Annotated in this window: 11 protein-coding genes, 5 tRNA genes and 1 other RNA gene; 4 read left to right on the plus strand and 13 right to left on the minus strand. The window is 68.9% G+C overall.

Annotated elements, in window-relative coordinates:
- The first annotated feature begins 7 nt into the window (after window positions 1–7).
- Both OV287_RS13835 and OV287_RS13840 read left to right on the plus strand, forming a co-directional pair.
- Window positions 8–1909, plus strand: a complete 1902-nt coding sequence (locus tag OV287_RS13835) for a FecR domain-containing protein (protein WP_267534495.1) — start codon at window positions 8–10, stop codon at window positions 1907–1909.
- 7 nt (window positions 1910–1916) lie between these two features.
- Window positions 1917–3713: a protein kinase domain-containing protein gene (locus tag OV287_RS13840; RefSeq protein ID WP_267534496.1), complete on the plus strand. Its 1797-nt coding sequence runs from the start codon at window positions 1917–1919 to the stop codon at window positions 3711–3713.
- A gap of 10 nt (window positions 3714–3723) precedes the next feature.
- Here OV287_RS13840 and recR read toward each other — a convergent pair whose 3' ends face one another.
- The 4 genes from recR to dnaX all read right to left on the minus strand — a co-directional run bounded on the left by recR (window position 3724) and on the right by dnaX (window position 6940).
- The gene (recR, locus tag OV287_RS13845; protein WP_267534497.1) at window positions 3724–4317 is read right to left on the minus strand and encodes a recombination mediator RecR; all 594 of its coding nucleotides are present in this window, start codon (window positions 4315–4317) and stop codon (window positions 3724–3726) included.
- A gap of 6 nt (window positions 4318–4323) precedes the next feature.
- Complete coding sequence (locus tag OV287_RS13850; RefSeq protein ID WP_043399057.1) at window positions 4324–4641, minus strand: YbaB/EbfC family nucleoid-associated protein; 318 nt, start codon at window positions 4639–4641, stop codon at window positions 4324–4326.
- An 87-nt stretch (window positions 4642–4728) separates the two neighbouring features.
- Window positions 4729–5547, minus strand: coding sequence for a DNA polymerase III subunit gamma/tau (locus OV287_RS13855; protein ID WP_267534498.1), 819 nt, complete (start codon window positions 5545–5547; stop codon window positions 4729–4731).
- A 178-nt stretch (window positions 5548–5725) separates the two neighbouring features.
- Window positions 5726–6940, minus strand: a complete 1215-nt coding sequence (gene dnaX / locus OV287_RS13860; protein ID WP_267534499.1) for a DNA polymerase III subunit gamma/tau — start codon at window positions 6938–6940, stop codon at window positions 5726–5728.
- 278 nt (window positions 6941–7218) lie between these two features.
- Between dnaX and OV287_RS13865 the strand changes: the two genes are divergently transcribed.
- Window positions 7219–8592 carry a glycosyltransferase family protein gene (locus OV287_RS13865; RefSeq protein WP_267534500.1) on the plus strand — a complete coding sequence of 458 codons (1374 nt, stop codon included), beginning with the start codon at window positions 7219–7221 and terminating at the stop codon, window positions 8590–8592.
- 52 nt (window positions 8593–8644) lie between these two features.
- Here the strand turns inward: OV287_RS13865 and ffs are convergent.
- The 9 genes from ffs to OV287_RS13910 form a co-directional block, all read right to left on the minus strand.
- Window positions 8645–8737, minus strand: an RNA gene (gene ffs, locus OV287_RS13870) — signal recognition particle sRNA small type.
- A gap of 22 nt (window positions 8738–8759) precedes the next feature.
- Window positions 8760–8846 (minus strand) — tRNA-Ser (locus OV287_RS13875).
- A gap of 13 nt (window positions 8847–8859) precedes the next feature.
- A tRNA-Ser gene (locus OV287_RS13880) sits at window positions 8860–8946 on the minus strand.
- A gap of 5 nt (window positions 8947–8951) precedes the next feature.
- Window positions 8952–9419 carry a tRNA adenosine(34) deaminase TadA gene (gene tadA / locus OV287_RS13885; RefSeq protein WP_043399052.1) on the minus strand — a complete coding sequence of 156 codons (468 nt, stop codon included), beginning with the start codon at window positions 9417–9419 and terminating at the stop codon, window positions 8952–8954.
- A 27-nt stretch (window positions 9420–9446) separates the two neighbouring features.
- Window positions 9447–9523 (minus strand) — tRNA-Arg (locus OV287_RS13890).
- Between the two features lie 84 nt (window positions 9524–9607).
- Window positions 9608–9697 (minus strand) — tRNA-Ser (locus tag OV287_RS13895).
- Window positions 9698–9740: 43 nt separating this feature from the next.
- A tRNA-Ser gene (locus OV287_RS13900) sits at window positions 9741–9827 on the minus strand.
- A 111-nt stretch (window positions 9828–9938) separates the two neighbouring features.
- The gene (gene serS / locus OV287_RS13905) at window positions 9939–11222 is read right to left on the minus strand and encodes a serine--tRNA ligase (protein WP_267534501.1); all 1284 of its coding nucleotides are present in this window, start codon (window positions 11220–11222) and stop codon (window positions 9939–9941) included.
- A gap of 91 nt (window positions 11223–11313) precedes the next feature.
- Window positions 11314–15621, minus strand: coding sequence for a tetratricopeptide repeat protein (locus tag OV287_RS13910; protein WP_267534502.1), 4308 nt, complete (start codon window positions 15619–15621; stop codon window positions 11314–11316).
- Window positions 15622–15905: 284 nt separating this feature from the next.
- Between OV287_RS13910 and OV287_RS13915 the strand changes: the two genes are divergently transcribed.
- Entirely contained in the window at window positions 15906–16616 is a 711-nt protein-coding gene (locus OV287_RS13915; protein WP_267534503.1) for a glycosyltransferase family 2 protein, read from the plus strand.

Consider the following 16616-nt stretch of genomic DNA (forward strand, 5'->3'; position numbering starts at 1 on the left):
GGAGCCGTTGCCTCCGTCCACGCCGCCTCACCCCGTGGTGGTGGCGGAGAAGCCGGCCGAGGTGGTGGTGCCAGACGCGGGCGTGGTGGAGCTCGCGCAGCTCGTGGTGGTGACAGGCGAGGCCCGGCTCGAACGTGGAGGCAGGCAGTCGCCCGCGGTGCCAGGCCCGTTGTCGCGCGGTGACGCGGTGGAGACGGGCGCGGACGGAGCCGTCACGGTGCGCTTCGCCGATGGGCGCACGGTGGAGGTGGGGCCGGACGCGCGCTTCGTTCTCGAGGAGGACTCGAGCGGCGTGGTGGTGGCGGTGTCGCGCGGCTTTGTCCTGTCGCGGGTGCCGGCGGACCGGGCTCAGGCGCCGGCGGGCCCGAAGGTACAGCTCACCCTGCTCACCCCGTTTGGTCTCACCCGCGTGGGCGCGGACGGCAGCGCGGTGAAGGTGGACGTGGGCCAGGACGAGGGCCGAGTGGAAGTGCTGCTGGGCACCGTGGAGGTGGTGGCGAAGAACGGGCAGACGGTGCGGGCCGAGCAGGGGCAGGTGGCGTCGGTGAAGGTGGAGGGGGTGACGACGCGTGTGCTGGAGCTGGCGCCCGTCGAGGTAACGGTGCACGCCGCGACGGGCCGCGCCGAGTGGCGCCAGAAGGGCAGTGCCCGGTGGCGTGGGGTGGATAAGGATGGCGAGGCGCTCAAGGCTGGTGACAGCGTGCGCGTGCGCCAGGGCACGGCGCTGCTGAAGCTGGAGGGCTCGGAGTCCACGCTCTCGCTGGGCTCGGGGGGCGAGCTGGTGGTGGATGCGGTGTCTCGCGCCGGTTCGACGGATGAGGCGCGGTTGGACCTGCGCAAGGGCGAGCTGGGGCTGATGCTTGCCCCGGGCCGTGCCAGCCGGGTGGTGCTGCCGGGGCTCTCGCTGGAGAGCGACGGGGCCGCGCGGCTCGACGTGCGGCGCACCGGAGACGGTTTCACCGTGGACTCGCGAGCGGGTGACGTGACGCTGGTGCGCGGTGGGGCTCGTAAGCCCCTGCGCGCAGGCGAGCGTGCCACCGTGGCGGGCGAGGCCACCGCGCGGGTCGAGGCGTTGGAGCGGGCGCTGTTCTCGCTGCCTTCCGCGGAGGGCCTGCAGGTGTTCCAGCGGCGCCCGATGGAAGTGGCCCTCACGTGGGAGGAGGCGGGCGAGGTGCGGGTGGAGGTGGCCTCGGACTCTGGCTTCAAGAAGCCGGTGCTCGCGGGCTCGTCTCGGAGCAGCTTCGTCAACGTGCTGCCGCCGGCTCGGGGCTCGCTGTACTGGCGGGTGCTGAGGCCCGACGGCTCGCAGGTGGCGCGGGGTAGTGCGTCCTTCGGACCGGAGCGTTCCACCAAGGGCGAGCTGGATCGGCTGCGCAACCGGGTGCCCGAGGGGCCGGAGAAGACGACCATCTTCTTCCAGGACAAGCCCCCGGCCGTCACCTTCACCTGTGAGGCAGAGCAGGGCGCCGCGTCCTACAAGGTGGCGGTGTACCGGAGCGGGGCACTCGGTCAGCCCGTGGTGGAGCGCTCGTCCTCCACGCCGCAGGTTCCGCTTCAGGCCGGCCTCCTCGGGGAGGGCAACTTCCTGTGGTCCATCACCCCGGTGTCGCCCGATGGACGGCCGTTGCGCGGCGGGCGGATGAACAAGCTGGAGCTCGTCTTCGACAACTCGGTGCCTATGCTCGTCATCAGCACTCCCCGGGAGGGCGGACGCGCGGGGTCTCGTGTGCGCGTGGCCGGCGTGGCTCCAGTGGACACAAAGCTCTTCGTGAACGGGCGGCCCCTGGCGCTCGACTCCAAGCACCGGTTCAATACCTGGGTGGAGCCAGAGGGACAGCCGCCCCTCGTTGTTTTCAAGCTGTCACGCCCCGGTGCACCGGATGCCTATACGGTGCGCACCCTGAAGTGAGGCCCGCATGACGACCCCTGACGCTGGAAAGGTAGCGGGAGGGAGCCCCGACGCTCAGCTCCAGGCCTATGGCCAGTACGTGCTGGTGCGCAAGCTGGCCGAGGGCGGCATGGCGGAGATCTTCCTCGCCAAGCGGCTCGGCGCGGACGGCTTCGAGCGCAACGTCGTCATCAAGCGGATGCTCGCCAACCTGTCGGGCCTGCCCGAGTTCGTGGACATGTTCCGCGACGAGGCCCGGCTGGCGGCGAAGCTGTCCCACCCCAACATCGTGCAGATCCAGGACCTGGGCTTCACCGACGGCTGCTACTACATCTGCATGGAGTACCTCCCGGGGGAGGACTTCTCCACCACGGTGCGCACGGCGAGCTTCCGGGGTGAATACATGCCGGTGCCGCTGGTGCTGCGCGTGCTCGCGGACGCGGCGCGGGGCCTGCACTACGCCCACGACTTCGCCGACGAGTCGGGCCGGAAGCTGAACATCGTCCACCGCGACATCTCGCCCTCGAATCTGTACGTGACGTACGAGGGCCAGGTGAAGGTGCTGGACTTCGGCATCTCCAAGTACGAGTCGCGCCAGTCCCAGACGCGCACCGGCGTGGTGAAGGGCAAGTACATCTACATGGCGCCGGAGCAGGCCCGGGGCAACCCGGTGGACCGGCGCGCGGACATCTTCGCGCTGGGCGTGAGCCTCTACGAGGCGCTCACCCATGTGCGGCCCTTCGCCCGGGACAACGATCTGGCGGTGCTCAACGCGCTGTTGGAGGGGCAGTTCCAGCCGCCTCGGGAGTTGAGGCCCGACCTGTCCCCGGAGCTGGAGATGGTGGTGCTCCGGGCGATGGCCTACGATCCCGACGAGCGCTACGCCACCGCCGCGGAGTTCGCGGACGACCTGGAGCACCTCCTGTCGAGGGAGCCCCAGCGGCCGACGGGCGCCCACCTGGCCGCGTACCTGCGCAACAGCTTCGGCGAGGAGCGCTACGCGGAGAAGACGCGCATCCCCACCATCACGACACTGAAGCAGGCCGGTTACTCCGTGCCTGCGACGACCGTCGACTCCTCGCGGATGTCGGGCTCCATGCCCACCGTCTCCTCCGAGGCGCGGAAGGGCGTCGGTCCCTCGCGGCCCGGGAAGAACAGCGCGATGGCTGGCCCTTCGCGCTGGCGTGGAATCGTCCTGGGCGTCGTGGCGAGCTGCCTGCTGCTGGCGGGTGGAGCGTTCGTGGTGGGTCGTAACGTCAGGATGACGCCCGCCGAGCCAGTGCCGCAGCCAGCGCCGCAGCCCGTGGTCCAGGCCGCTCCCTCGAATCCCTTGCCCCCACCGGTTCCCAAGGAGCCCGCTCCCGCGTCACCGGAGGCCACGTCTCCCGGGAGTGCCGCCGCGGAGGCCTCGCCGTCCGCCCAGGTACCGCCTCCTGCTCAGACAGCACTCGCCGCCGCACCAGAGGCCGCCGAAGCCCCGCCCGCCGCACCAGCCGAGCCCGTTCCCTCGAAGACGTCGGCGCGTACGGTGAAGCGCGTGTCCCTGGAGGCGGCGGACATCCAGCGGGTGGTGAATCGCAACCGAGCGCGCATCATGTCGTGCTTCGAGCAGTACAAGCGCGACCTGCCCGCGGACGAGGGCCAGGTCCAGGTGCGCTTCACCATCTTCTCCTCGGGCAAGGCGGACGCGGCCACCCAGGGAGCGCTGGCGACTCGGCCCGTGGGCAAGTGCCTGGAGAAGCAGGTGGAGCGCCTGCGCTTCCCCGCGCACCGGGACAAGGAAGTGACGGTGGTGCTGCCCTTCGGCTACCGCGTGACGCGGTAGCCGGGGCGTCTCACAGCTCGCGCCGGGCGCTGAGCGCCTTCGCCAGCGTGGCCTGGTCGGCGTACTCAAGGTCGCCACCCATGGGCAGACCCTGGGCGATGCGACTCACCCGGATGCCCATCGGCTTGAGCAGCCGCGTGAGGTAGAGCGCGGTGGCCTCGCCCTCCACGTCCGGGTTGGTGGCGAGGATGATCTCCTCGACATGACCGTCCCCCAGACGCGTGAGCAGCTCCTTGATGCGCAGCTGCTCGGGGCCCACGCCGTCCAGCGGCGAGAGCACGCCGTGCAGCACGTGGTAGCGCCCCTTGAACTCGCGGGTGCGCTCGAGGGCCATCAGGTCCGCGAACGTCTCCACCACGCACAGCACGCGCTCGTCGCGCCGTTCGTCCCGGCAGAAGCCGCACAGCTCCGAGTCGGTGAGGGAGAAACACCGGGCGCACAGGTGCACCTTCTCCTTCACCTCGCGGATGGCCTGGGACAGCTCCTGGGCGTACTCACCGGGGGCGCGCAGGATGTGAAAGGCCAGCCGCTGCGCGGTCTTCTCCCCGATGCCGGGGAGCTTCGCGAGCTGGGCGACCAGCCGATTGAGCGGATCAGGAGTCATTCGCTATCAAGTAATGCCGGGGATCTTCACGCCGCCGGAGATCTTACCGAGCTCGCGCTGCATCTTCTCGCGGCTGCTCGCCAGGGCAGCGTTGACGCCGGCGGTGACCAGGTCCTCGAGCATGCCCAGGTCGTTGGGGTCGACGAGCGACTTGTCGATCTTGATGCTCTTGATCTCCTGCACGCAGTTGGCGACCACGGTGACGCGGCCGTCGCCGGCCTTGGCCTCGACGGTCTCTTCGGCCAGCTCCTTCTTGCGCTGCTCGATCTTCTCCGTGAGCTTGTTGGCCTGACGGATGAAGTAGTTCAGGTCGATGCCGGGCATGTGCTTCCTCGTAGAACGCTCGAGCGGGCATCGCGGACCGCTCGGCATGGTGCGAAACGCGCACCCTAGCGTCGGGCGAGCCGGTTGTCAGGGGCTCTCGTCGCTGGGGTCGTTCGCCGGGGCGGCTACCGGGCGCGCGGGCTGGTCGTACACCTGGATGTGTTCGATCTCGCCGCCCAGGAACTTCAGGGTGGCGCGGATCGCGGGATGGCTGCGGACCCGGCCCTCGGTGCTCTTCTCGTAGGCGGCGCGCTCCTGGGCGTCTTCCTGGGCGATGCTGATGATGCCCGCGCCAGGGCCCTCGGTATCGTTCTCGGAGGCGTCCTGCACCACGAGCCTGGTGGGGCGGCCGAAGTGCTCGGAGAGCGCCTTCTCGACGATGGTGCGCCCAGCGGCCCCGGCCACGGTTGTCTTGTGGAAGCCGTCCTTGGGCGTGTAGCCGATGGCCACCTCACCCTCGCGAATCCACAGCAGGCGGCCGCAGGCGAGCGACTTGGCATGTCGGCCGGAGGCATCGCGCACGGTGTCCACCGTTGCGCGCCACCGGTCCTGGAGCGGCTTCCGGGGATTGTCGCGGCCGGAGGCGGCCATGATGGGGGCCGCGGCGCGCGGGGCGTGGTGGATGTCGAAGGGCCGGACGGACTCGGCCTCTGGCTCCGGCTCGGCGGGGAGAGATACGGGCGGCGCGTCAGGCAGGCACTCGCCGGAGGCACAGCCCTCGGGGGAGCCCTCCTCGGGGAAGTAGCGCTCGTCGTCGACGGGAGGAGGGGGCTGCGGCGGCTGCGGAGGCAGGCGCACGTTCGTCACGCGCACCACAGGCTGCGCGGGAGCGGGAGTCTCGGGCGCACGTGTGACGGGCGCGGGGCCCCCTTGGGACATGCCAAAGGGAGACGATGCCGGAGCCATGGCGGGCCTGGCGGGCTCGGGGACAGGCGCGGGCGTGGGGGCTCGTGGCGCTGGCGCCGACGGGGCCTGAGCACGGGCCTCCCACGGACGCGACGGTGCCGCAGCCGCCACGGGAGGTGCGGCGGGCTCGGGCGCGCGAGGTGGTGGGGCAGGGGCTCGGGCGGGCTCTGAGGGTCGCTCAGTGGGAGCGAAAGTTTGCGGAGCTGGAGCGACCTCCGGGCGCCCCAGCAGCTACTTTGCGAGCGTCCTCGGGACCGAGCCCGGCGGCGAGGCGATCCACTCGGGCGAGCAGCTCCGGGATGGAGCCGACCGGCGAGAGCTGGATGGCCTTGAGCAGTGCCATCTCCAGCGCGAGCCGGGGATGGGCCGCGCGAGACACGTCCCAGACGCACCCGTGCACCACGTCGAAGAGACGGGAGATCTGCGCCGGATCCGCGTCCTTGGCCAGCGCGGTGAGCGCATTGCGCTCGGACTCGGCGAGCTCCGCGGGGGCCTCGCCCAGCGTCTTGGCGACGAAGAGGTGACGCAGTTGCAGCGCCAATTCCTCCGTGAGCCGCTTGAGGTCCGTGCCGCGGTTGAAGACTTCCTCCACGCGCTCGAGCACGCGCCTGGCGTCCTTGCGCACCAGCGCGTCGGCGAAGTCCTGCACCACCGTGCGATCGATGGTGCCCAGCGCGTCGGCGACGTCCTCATCCTTGGGCTCGGGGCCGCACGCGGAGAAGATCTGATCCAGGAGGCTGAGCGCGTCGCGCATGCCTCCCTCTGACTGGCGCACCACCATGGAGAGCGCGCGCTCGGAGATGGCCACCTTCTCCTGCTCGCAGATGTACTTGAGCCGCTGGAGCATCACGGCGGCGGAGATGCGGCGGAAGTTGTGGCGCTGGCAGCGCGAGAGGATGGTGTCCGGGAGCTTGTGCGCCTCGGTGGTCGCGAAGATGAACTTCACGTGCCCGGGCGGCTCCTCCAGCGTCTTCAGGAGCGCGTTGAACGCCGCTCCCGAGAGCATGTGGACCTCGTCGATGATGTAGATCTTGTGCCGGTCGCGCTGCGGCAGGTACTTGGCGTTCTCGCGGATCTCCCGGACGTTCTCCACGCCGTTGTTGGAGGCACCGTCGATCTCCGCCACGTCCACCGAGGTGCCCGCGGCGATCTCCGTGCACGCCTGGCACTTGCCACACGGCTCGGGGGTGGGCCCATTCTCACAGTTGAGGGCCTTGGCGAGCAGGCGGGCGGCGGTCGTCTTGCCCACGCCGCGGGGGCCGCAGAACAGGTAGGCGTGAGCCACCCGGTTCATCTTGATGGCGTTGGCGACTGTCCGGACCACGTGCTCCTGGCCGGTCATGTCGTCGAAGGTCTGAGGGCGCCATTTACGGGCAAGGACGAGGTAGCTCATGGGGGCGGCGAATCTAAACACGGAGAACACTCCAGCGCACGACTTCCATGCACTGGACGCTCTACTTTTGAAGTTCTCCCCAGAAGTCCAGAAATGAGACGCCCGAGGTCAGGCGCTGCTTCACTCCGCGTCGTGCTCCGCCGTGCCGAGTTCCACGCCTTGCGCTTCCTTGGGAGGACAGAGAGAGTCGCGACGCCATTCCTCCCATGACCGTTCCCGCTCCCGCCTCCGCTCCTCCGCCTTCTGACGTCCCGACTGCCGAGGTGCCGCTCTCTGGTGTGCGTCGATGGTGGCCGCTCGGGGTGTTGCTGGGCGGGGTGGGGCTGTTGCCCGCGCTCATCGCGGTGGCGCAGCTCGGGCGCATCCACCCGGACGAGGTGTACCAGCTCCTCGAGCCGGCCTGGTTCCGCGCTCACGGCTACGGAGTATTGGCCTGGGAGTGGCGCGTGGGCCTGCGCAACTGGGCCATGCCTGGAGTGGCCGCGTGGTTGCTGCGGCTGGCGGAGGTGTTGTGGCTCACCCACCCGGTGGCCTACCGGGCGCTGCTCGCTGTGCCGCAGGTGGCGCTGCACGCGTGGATGTTGTGGGCCGCGTACCGCTACGCCGAGCGTCGTGCCGGAATTTCGGGGGGCCGCTTCGCCCTGCTCGCCATGGGCCTCTATGGGCCGGTGCTCGTCTTCGCGGGCCGCACGCTGGGCGAGTCCCTCTCCACCGCCTTCCTGGTGGTGGCCCTGGAGGCGTTGGATCGAACCGAGCGCCCGGTGCGTGCGGGCCTGGTAGGCGGACTGGCACTGGGACTGGCAGTGGTGGCGCGCTACGGCTCGGCGGTGGTGGTCCTGGCGGCGCTCGTCTGGCTGGCGGCGGGACGACGCTGGCGGGTGCTCGCCTTCGCGTGCCTCGGGGGACTGGGTGTGGCGCTGGGCTTGGGCGCCCTCGATTGGGCGACGTGGGGCAAGCCCTTCCACTCCTTCTTTGCCTACGTGGACTTCAACGTGCTCTCCGGGCAGGCCGCGAGGCAGTTCGGCGCCTCACCGCCGGTCTTCTACCTGTGGCCCTTCTTCTCGGGACTGCCCCTCTGGTTCTGGGCTGTGGTGCCCCAGGGCGTGTCCTCGATACGCCGGCGGTTCGCTGTTCCACTCCCGCTCTTCTGCGCGGGGGTCTACCTCGTGGCCATCACCGCCACGGCGCATAAGGAGGAGCGCTTCCTCTATCCGGCGCTGGTGCTCCTGGTCATGGCCGCGGCTCCGGCGCTGGCTGCCCTCGTGCTGGGACGTGAGTCCGCCCGCTCGAGGTGGGGACTGGGGGCGATGGCTCTGGCCACCGCGCTGCTGGCGGGACACTTCTTCCCACCGGGGGACCTGCGGGGAGATCAATTCCGCGCCATCGTCGCGGCCACCCGGGATGACGGCGCCAGCGGGCTGCTCATCGTCAACGAGGGCCTGTGGGGTGCAGGGGGCTTCTTCTACATCGGCAAGAACATCCCCTGGTCCACCTGCGACTGGCCCCACGACGCCAACTTCCAGCAGGCCATGCGAGACACGCGCTTCAACCGCGCCGTCACCTTCGAGGGCCGTGCTCTCGCCGAGCTCCGGGCGGCGGGCTTCCGGGTGGTGGGCCGGGTGGGCCGCGAGACGGTGCTCGCACGGGACTGAAGGGCAAAAAAAGAAGGAGCCGAGTCCTCTTTTCAGAAGACTCGGCTCCTTCACAAGAACGGCCGGGACACACGCGGAGGTGCGCTACCGTTGCTTCCTTCCGGACCTGGCGGGGTTCACGTCCCCACGTTGTCCCGACCACAAGCTCTTTGTTACGACAACAACTACGGAGAGGGTGGGATTCGAACCCACGATACCCTTTCAGATATACACGCGTTCCAGGCGTGCGCCTTCAACCGCTCGGCCACCTCTCCATAAGACACTCAGCGGAGAGCGTAGGATTCGAACCTACGATACCGTTCCCGGTATGCCTGATTTCGAGTCAGGTGCCTTCGACCACTCGGCCAGCTCTCCAATATTCACTTGTCGCGTTTCTTCTCGCGCAGTCGCTCGAAGAAATCCTTCAGCATTTGGCGGCTCTCGTCCGCCAGAATCCCACTCATCACTTGGAGCCGGTGATTGTGCCGGGGCTCCTCGGCGAGGTTGTAGAGCGAACCTACTGCGCCAGCTTTCGGATCCATCGTTCCGAAGACCAACCGCGTGACCCTCGACTGAACCAGCGCTCCAGCGCACATCGCGCACGGCTCCAGCGTCACATACAGGGTGACACCCGTGAGCCGCCACGCTCCTAACGCCTTGGCCGCTGCGTCCAGCGCGAAGATCTCCGCATGGGCGAGAGGGTTGCGGTCGATTTCCCGACGATTGAAGCCGACCCCGATGACCTTGCCATCGTGAACGGCCACAGCACCGACAGGAACTTCCCCGAGTCCAGCGGCTTCCCGCGCGAGCGCGAGTGCCTGCTGCATGAAAGCTTCATCCAGACTCATGAGGGGAAGAGACGAGAGGGGAAAGGTTGGCGCTCCCTGGAGGATTCGAACCTCCGGCCTTCGGATTCGTAGTCCGACGCTCTATCCAGCTGAGCTAAGGGAGCTTGCCGTTTCCTTGCACCGCTCTACTACAACCACCGTCTCTCTACCACAACTACTTTCTTTCGCGCTTCCACAACCAAGATGAGTGGCGGAGAGAGAGGGATTCGAACCCTCGATACCCTTTCGAGTATGCAGGTTTAGCAAACCTGTGCCTTCAGCCTCTCGGCCATCTCTCCACAGCCTTTACTGTCAAAGAACCGCAAACGACAAGAACAAAATCGGAGGAGGTAGGATTCGAACCTACGGGAAGCTTGCGCCACCTGCGGTTTTCAAGACCGCTGCCTTCAGCCGCTCGGCCACTCCTCCAACTGCTTGAAGCCGCGCGGACCACCGAACTGCGTGGGCCGCCCTTCTACATCATCCGGGGCCCATTGCAACAACGATATCGGGCCCCGGAAGCTGACAGCACGTTGAGTCCTACGACAACGGCCGGAGTTCCTTGAGGCCTCCCATGTAGGGCACCAACGCCTCGGGAATGGCGATGCTTCCGTCCTCGCGCTGGTAGTTCTCGAGGATGGCGATGGTCGTCCGCCCCACGGCCAGGCCGCTGCCATTGAGCGTGTGGAGGAGCTGGGGCTTGTCCCCCTTCTGGGCGCGGTAGCGGATTTTGGCCCGGCGCGCCTGGAAGTCGCCGCAGTCCGAGCAGGAGGAGATCTCCCGGTACGTCCCCTGGCCAGGCAGCCAGACCTCGATGTCGTAGGTCTTCCGAGCGCCGAAGCCCATGTCTCCGGTGCACAGCAGCATCACCCGGTGGTGCAGTCCGAGGCGCCGGAGAATGTCGCAGGCGTCGTCCGTCATCTTCTCCAGCTCGTCGAGGCTGGTGTCCGGGGTGGCGAACTTCACCAGCTCCACCTTGTGGAACTGGTGCTGGCGGATGAGGCCGCGGGTGTCCTTGCCCGCCGAGCCTGCCTCGGCCCGGAAGCACGGGCTGAAGGCGCAGTACTTCCGGGGCAGCACCTCACCATCGAGGATCTCATCCGCGTGGTAGTTGGTGACGGGCACCTCGGCGGTGGGGATGAGGAAGCGCTCGGGCTCGCCCACCGTCTTGAAGGCGTCCTCCTCGAACTTGGGGAGCTGGCCGGTGCCCATCATCGTCTCGCGCAGCACCAGGTAGGGAGGCAGCATCTCGACGTACCCCTTGGGGGTGTGCACGTCGATCATGAAGCTCACCAGGGCTCGCTCCAGCCGGGCGAGCGCTCCCTTGTAGAAGGCGAAGCGCGAGCCGGACACCTTGGCGGCGCGCTCGAAGTCCAGCATCCCCAGCTTCTCGCCCAGCTCGAAGTGCTGCTTGGGCGTGAAGGGCAGGTTGGGCTTCTCGCCCCAGACGCGCACCTGGACGTTGTCCTCGGCGCCACCGCCGACGGGCACGGACTCGTGGGGGATGTTGGGGATGACCAGCAGGATGCGGCTGAGCTCCTCCTCCACCTCCTTGAGGCGAGCCTCCTTCTCCTTGATGGTCTGGGAGACGGTGCGCATCTCCCCGCGCAGCGCCTCGAGCGCGGCCGGATCCTCCTTGGCCTTGCGCTTCATCTCCTCGTTGGCCGTGTTGCGGCGCGCGGAGAGTGACTCCATGGCCACATAGAGGTCGCGCCGTTCCGACACGAGGCTCTTGAAGGGGCCGAGGTCCAGGCTGCCGCCACGGGACTGCAGCCGGGCGACCACCGCATCGAAGTTCTGCGCGACGTACTTGAGATCCAACATGGCGAGCCGGGGTTGTAGTCACCCCGCGCGGGCCGGGCAAGGCAGGAAGCACCCGGGCGCCCGGAAACGGACGCCCGGGGGGGCTGGGGGGCTACTCGAGGAAGGTGATTTCGTCCTCGACTTCCTTGCGGTCCACCGCGTCCGGCTTGCGCCCCAGGTACTCCTGGAAGGACTTGATGGCTTCCTTCTTCTTGCCCTTCTCCTTATAGGCGTAGCCCAGGTGGTACCAGGCCTCGGGCTCGACCTTGTCGCTCTTGGTGGCCTTCACGTACCAGTCGATGGCCTTGCCGTACTGGTTCTGTTCGCTCCAGGAGCGGCCCACCTTGTAGAAGACCTCCGTCAGGGCCGGGTCGGCCTTGAGGGCCTGCTCGTAGGCGCGGATGGCCTCCCGCCAGCGCGTGGCGTTGAAGTGCGTGTTGCCGATGGAGACGTACACCCGGGTGCGCTTGGGCTCCACCTTGAGCGCGGCCTGGAAGGCGGTGAGGGCCTCCTCGAACTCGTTGCGCTCCAGGTGGGCCTGACCCAGGGCCTCGTGGGCGTCAGCCATCTTGGGGTCGAGCTTCACGGCCTCCTGCCACTGCTCGATGGCCTCGGGCAGCTTCTTGGCGTCCCGGTAGAGGGCGCCGAAGGCGTAGCGGTAGTCGGTCCGCTTGGAAGCACGCTCCACCGCGGTCCTCATGCTCTCGATGGCCAGGGTGTAGTCGCCGCCAGGCACCGTCTCCGGATCCGCGTTGTCCTTGACCGCCTTCGCCTTGGCCGCCTTCACCTGGGCGTCCACCTGCGCCTTGAGCACCCGGGCCATGTAGAAGTTGGCCTCGGCGTTGGAGGGCTCGCTCTTGAGCGCCGCCATCAGGTTGAGCTCGGCAGTCTTGAAGGCGCTGGCGGCCTCGGTCTCCTTGCCCTCTGGAGCGCCGTTGCCCTTGTCGAGCAGGACGGCGGCCAGGGTGATGGGCGGGCCCGCCGCGCGCGGATCCTCCTTCTTGGCCTGCTCCAGCTCGGCGATGGCGTCGTCCAGCTTGCCCTGGCGCCACAGCACCAGGCCGCGGTGCATCCGGGCGCCGCGGAGCGTGTGCGGATCCAACGACAGCGCGGTGTCGGCCTCCTTCTGGGCCTTCTCCAAATCACCCGCGAGCAGCGCCAGGCGGGACAGCCCGAGGTGGGCATCCGCGAGGTTGGCATCGAGCGAGACGGCGCGCTCGAACGCCGCCTGGGCGGTGGTGGTGTCCTCCGCGGCGAGCGCCTGCTCACCCAGGCTCAACTGCACCCAGGCGTTCTCGGGGGCCAGGGTGGAGGCCGTCTCGAAGTGAGCCTTCGCCTGGTCGTTGCGGCGCAGGCGCAGGTGGAGGCGCCCCAGGGCGACGTGGGCCTCGATGAGCTTCTCATCCGCCTTGAGGGCGCGCGTGTAGTGCTCCTCGGCGGAGGGGTTGTGGTCGGTCAGCTCCTCGATGCGGCCATAGAGGTACTCGAGGCGGGCGTTGTCCTTGAAGCGCTTGACGGCCTCCTCCACCCGCTTCCGCGCGTCCTCGAACTTCCCGAGCGTCACCAGGGTGCTGATGTAGCCATCCGTGGCCTCGAGGTTCTGCGCCTCGGCCTTGGCCACCTCCTCGTGGAAGGGCAGGGCCTCCTCGAACTTGCGCTGGGCGTGCAGCACGCGCGCCAGATAGGTCTTGAGGATGAGGGCCTTGGAGTCCTTCTCCAGCGCCGCCCGCAGCTCCTTCTCGGCATCCTCGAGCCTGGCGAGCTGGAAGAGGGCGATGCCCTTGAAGGTGCGGGCGCGCGACAGCTCCGGCGGGCTCATCTGCGCCTGGCTCTTCTCGTCGAGCGCACGCTCGGCGGCCTCGAGCCCCTTCTGCGCGTCCTTGCGCAGCAGCAGCTCCACCGCGGCCAGCTCCACCGAGGAGCTGAGGTGGGTGGCGTCCGCCTTGAGCGCGGCCTCATAGGCCTTGGCGGCCTCATCCGCCTTGCCTCCGGCCTGGTAGGCGTTGCCCAGCGCGTGGTGGGCCCTGGCCAGGTCCGGCTGCGCCTTCAGCACCTTGTTGAGGGTGTCGATGGCCTCGGCGCTGTCCTTCTTCTGGGCCGCCTGCGCCTCGGCGAGCAGGAGTCCCAGCTCCACATCGCCCTGGTTGGCGCTCCAGGCGCCCTTCGCCAGAGAGACGGCCGTGCTGGAGTTCCCCGCGATGAGGGCGCTGCCCACCTGGTACTTGGTGTACTCGACGTTCTCCTCGCCCAGCAGCTCCAGGCTCGCGGCCTCCTCCTCGGAGCGGCAGCGCGACAGGTCGGAGCTGTTGGCACCCGAGTAGCGGCGCTGCAGGTGGAAGACGGCCTGGCACCAGATGGCGCGCACCTCGGGGTACTCGCTCCCGGCCAGCACCTTCTCCGTGAGCGTCTGGGCCTGCTTGTAGCCCTGGAAGGAGTCCTGGAGCATCGCCTTGCGCGCGGCCTCGACGTCCGCGTGCTCCGAGGTGCCCGGCTTGACCTTGGAGGGGAGGAACTTCTTCAACCCGAAGACCCCGTAGCGCGTGGCGCCGAAGCTGAAGCCCACGATGAGCACCAGCAGCGCCGCCGCGACGGAGATGACCAGCGGCAGGCGCTGCTTGAGCTTGCCGAGGATGATCTCCATTTTGGTGGTGCTGTCCGTCACCGCGACGGGCGCCATCCGGCCGCCATACATCTGCTGCAGCTTCTCCATGTTGGCGGCGGAGTTCAGGTTGGCCTTGGAGCCGGGCTCGGTGGCGGGCTGGGGAGGCGCGGCGACGGCGGGCGTGCCCGGGCCCTCCATTAGCTTCTGGATGGCGGCGGCGAAGGTGGGCACCGTGCCGATGGGCGTCCAGGAGTCTCCGTCATTGGAGACGTCCTCGTTGCCCAGGAGCTGGCCGTCCTCGAGCATCTTGACGACGACGCCCTCCTCGAACGGGCCGAAGACCTTGCCCGAGCGGCGGCGCACGTGGAAGCGACGCACGTTGGACCTGGCCTTGTTGGCCCCGCTGTCCTTGGCCGCGTCGTCGATGAAGCTCAGCATCTCCAGGCCATCGGCCGTGCCCGGGTTGGTGAGCGGCGGCAGCGGCGCGGAGAGGTCGGCCTCGAGGTCATCACCCCCGGGCAGGGGCGCGGAGGGATCGAACTCGAGCGCGTCGGGGATGGAGGCCTCAGCGGACGCCATGGGCGCCGCGGGCGGGGGCTCCGAGAAGTCCATGCCCACGTCCACCGTGGAGGGCGAGGGCTCCGAGAAGTCGACGCTCGTCACCTCCGCACCCTGCGCGGGCGGCAGGGCGAAGGGATCCTCATCGGCGAAGGGATCCGCGGACGGCGGAGGCGGGGCGAACGGATCCTCCTCGGGCTCCACCTGGGCGGGAGGCAGGTCGAACGGGTCTTCGTCCGCTCCGGAACCGGCGGCGAAGGGATCCGCGGCCGGCGCGGGAGGCAGGCCGAACGGATCGGCCTCGGGCTCCACCTGGGCGGGAGGCAGACCGAACGGGTCATCCGCACCGGAATCGGCACCCGGCGCGGCGTCGTACGGGTTGCTCTCGGGCGGAGGCGGAAGGGCGAACGTGTCCACCTCGGACGTGTTCGGCTGGTGCGAGGCCAGGAACGAGTCGTCGGCGGCGGCGTACGGGTCGCTGGCGGGCGGAGGCGGCAGGGCGATGGCGCCCGCGGGCGTGGCGGCGTACGGGTAGGGCTCCTCCGAGGAGGGCGGAGGCGGCAGGGCGATGGCGTCTGCCTGGGGCGCGGCGGCGTACGGGTCCGCGGCGTAGGGGTCCGCGGCGTAGGGGTCCGCGGCGTAGGGATCCGAGCCGTACGGGTTGCCCGCGGGCGGAGGCGGCAGGGCGATGGCGTCCGCCTGGGGCGCGGCGGCGTAGGGGTCCGCGGCATAGGGATCCGCGCCGTACGGGTTGGAGTCGAAGGAGCCGGGCAGGGGCACAGCCTCGCCCTGCGGAGCGCCGCTGGCGTACGGGTCGCTGGCGTACGGGTCGCTGGCGTACGGGTCGCTCATGCCGGGCAGCGGGATGGCGCCGCCCGCGGACGTGTCCTGGCCGTAGTCCTGTCCGGAGTAGTCCGCGGAGGGCATGGCGGCGCCAGGCAGCGGGATGACCTGCTGCGGGGCGGTGGGCGTTGTCGAGTTGTCGCGGTAGGCCGCGCTCGGCACCGGCATGGCGACGACGCGCGTGGTCTCGGCCTCAGGAGGCCGCTGGAAGTCGTCGTAGCCCGCGTAGGGATCGGCCTGGGGCGCGGGGGGGCCGGGCAGCGGGATAGCAGCGGGAGTGGGCGCGCTGACCGGCTCTTCGGCCTTGATGGGAAAGGTGTTCTGGCACCGGGCACACTTCAGCTTCGCGCCGCCCGGTGGGATCCGCTTGTCATCGATGTTGTAATTCGTCTGGCAAGACGGGCAGGAGACTTTCATGGGTTTCCTTCAGCGGGGGCTGGACGGTCGCGAGCGGCCGCGCTCCCGCGGCGGGCGAAGGTTATCAGAGGCATTTTCCAGGCGGCAAAGAAGGAGACGCTCCATGGGATAACGCCCCTGGAGGCAGGGCAGGCGGGCAGGGGACCCCCTCCCGGGCGGCCTCGGTGACGCTCATGTTGCGCGCGGTAGCACCGAAGGTGCTAGACCCGACTTTTCCATGGAACCTCGGCGGTAGTTGAGCATCGACGGGGCCCGCGGGGGCATGCTAGGTCGCACGGTCGCCCATGGCCCCGTACCTCTCCATCGTCATCCCGGTCTACAACGAGGCGTCCATTGTCGCCTCCGCCGCGGCAGAGCTCTCCCAGGGCCTGGAAGAGCGCGGCTGGGACTACGAGATCATCTTCGCGGAGAACGGCTCGCGCGACTCCACGCCCCAAATCCTGGAGGGGCTGTGCGCACAGAATCCGCGCCTGCGCTGGTTCCACTCGGAGCGGCCCAACTATGGCGTGGCGCTGAAGGCGGGCATCGAGAAGGCCCGGGGCACTTTCGTCTTCTGCGATGAGATCGACCTGTGCGATCTGAGCTTCTACGACACCGCGCTGCCGGTGCTGGAGAAGGGCGGGGCGGACATGGTGGTGGGCTCGAAGGCGGCCAAGGGCGCGAGTGACCAGCGGCCCCTCGTGCGGCGCGTGGCCACGCGGGTGCACAACAAGCTGTTACGGGTGATGCTGGGCTTCCAGGGCACGGACACGCACGGACTGAAGGCCTTCCGGCGCGAGGCGCTGCTGCCGGTGGTGGCTCGGTGCGTGGTGGACATGGACGTGTTCGCCAGCGAGTTCGTCATCCGCGCCTGGCGCGAGGGGCTGCGGGTGGTCGAAATCCCCATCAAGCTTCACGAGAAGCGCCAGCCCTCCATCCACCTCTTCAAGCGCGTGCCCAACGTGCTGAAGAACGTGGGCAAGCTGGTCTACGTCATCCGCATTCGCGGCACCTGA

Source organism: Archangium lansingense (assembly GCF_026626635.1).
In the GTDB taxonomy this organism is placed as follows: Bacteria; Myxococcota; Myxococcia; order Myxococcales; family Myxococcaceae; genus Archangium; species Archangium lansingense.

Coding starts and splice junctions, on each gene's coding strand:
- recR (WP_267534497.1), bottom strand. CDS start 4,317: ATGACTCCTGATCCGCTCAATCGGCTGGTCGCCCAGCTCGCGAAGCTC.
- OV287_RS13915 (WP_267534503.1), top strand. CDS start 15,906: ATGGCCCCGTACCTCTCCATCGTCATCCCGGTCTACAACGAGGCGTCC.
- OV287_RS13910 (WP_267534502.1), bottom strand. CDS start 15,621: ATGAAAGTCTCCTGCCCGTCTTGCCAGACGAATTACAACATCGATGAC.
- tadA (WP_043399052.1), bottom strand. CDS start 9,419: ATGAGTCTGGATGAAGCTTTCATGCAGCAGGCACTCGCGCTCGCGCGG.
- OV287_RS13855 (WP_267534498.1), bottom strand. CDS start 5,547: ATGGCTCCGGCATCGTCTCCCTTTGGCATGTCCCAAGGGGGCCCCGCG.
- OV287_RS13850 (WP_043399057.1), bottom strand. CDS start 4,641: ATGCCCGGCATCGACCTGAACTACTTCATCCGTCAGGCCAACAAGCTC.
- dnaX (WP_267534499.1), bottom strand. CDS start 6,940: ATGAGCTACCTCGTCCTTGCCCGTAAATGGCGCCCTCAGACCTTCGAC.
- serS (WP_267534501.1), bottom strand. CDS start 11,222: ATGTTGGATCTCAAGTACGTCGCGCAGAACTTCGATGCGGTGGTCGCC.
- OV287_RS13840 (WP_267534496.1), top strand. CDS start 1,917: ATGACGACCCCTGACGCTGGAAAGGTAGCGGGAGGGAGCCCCGACGCT.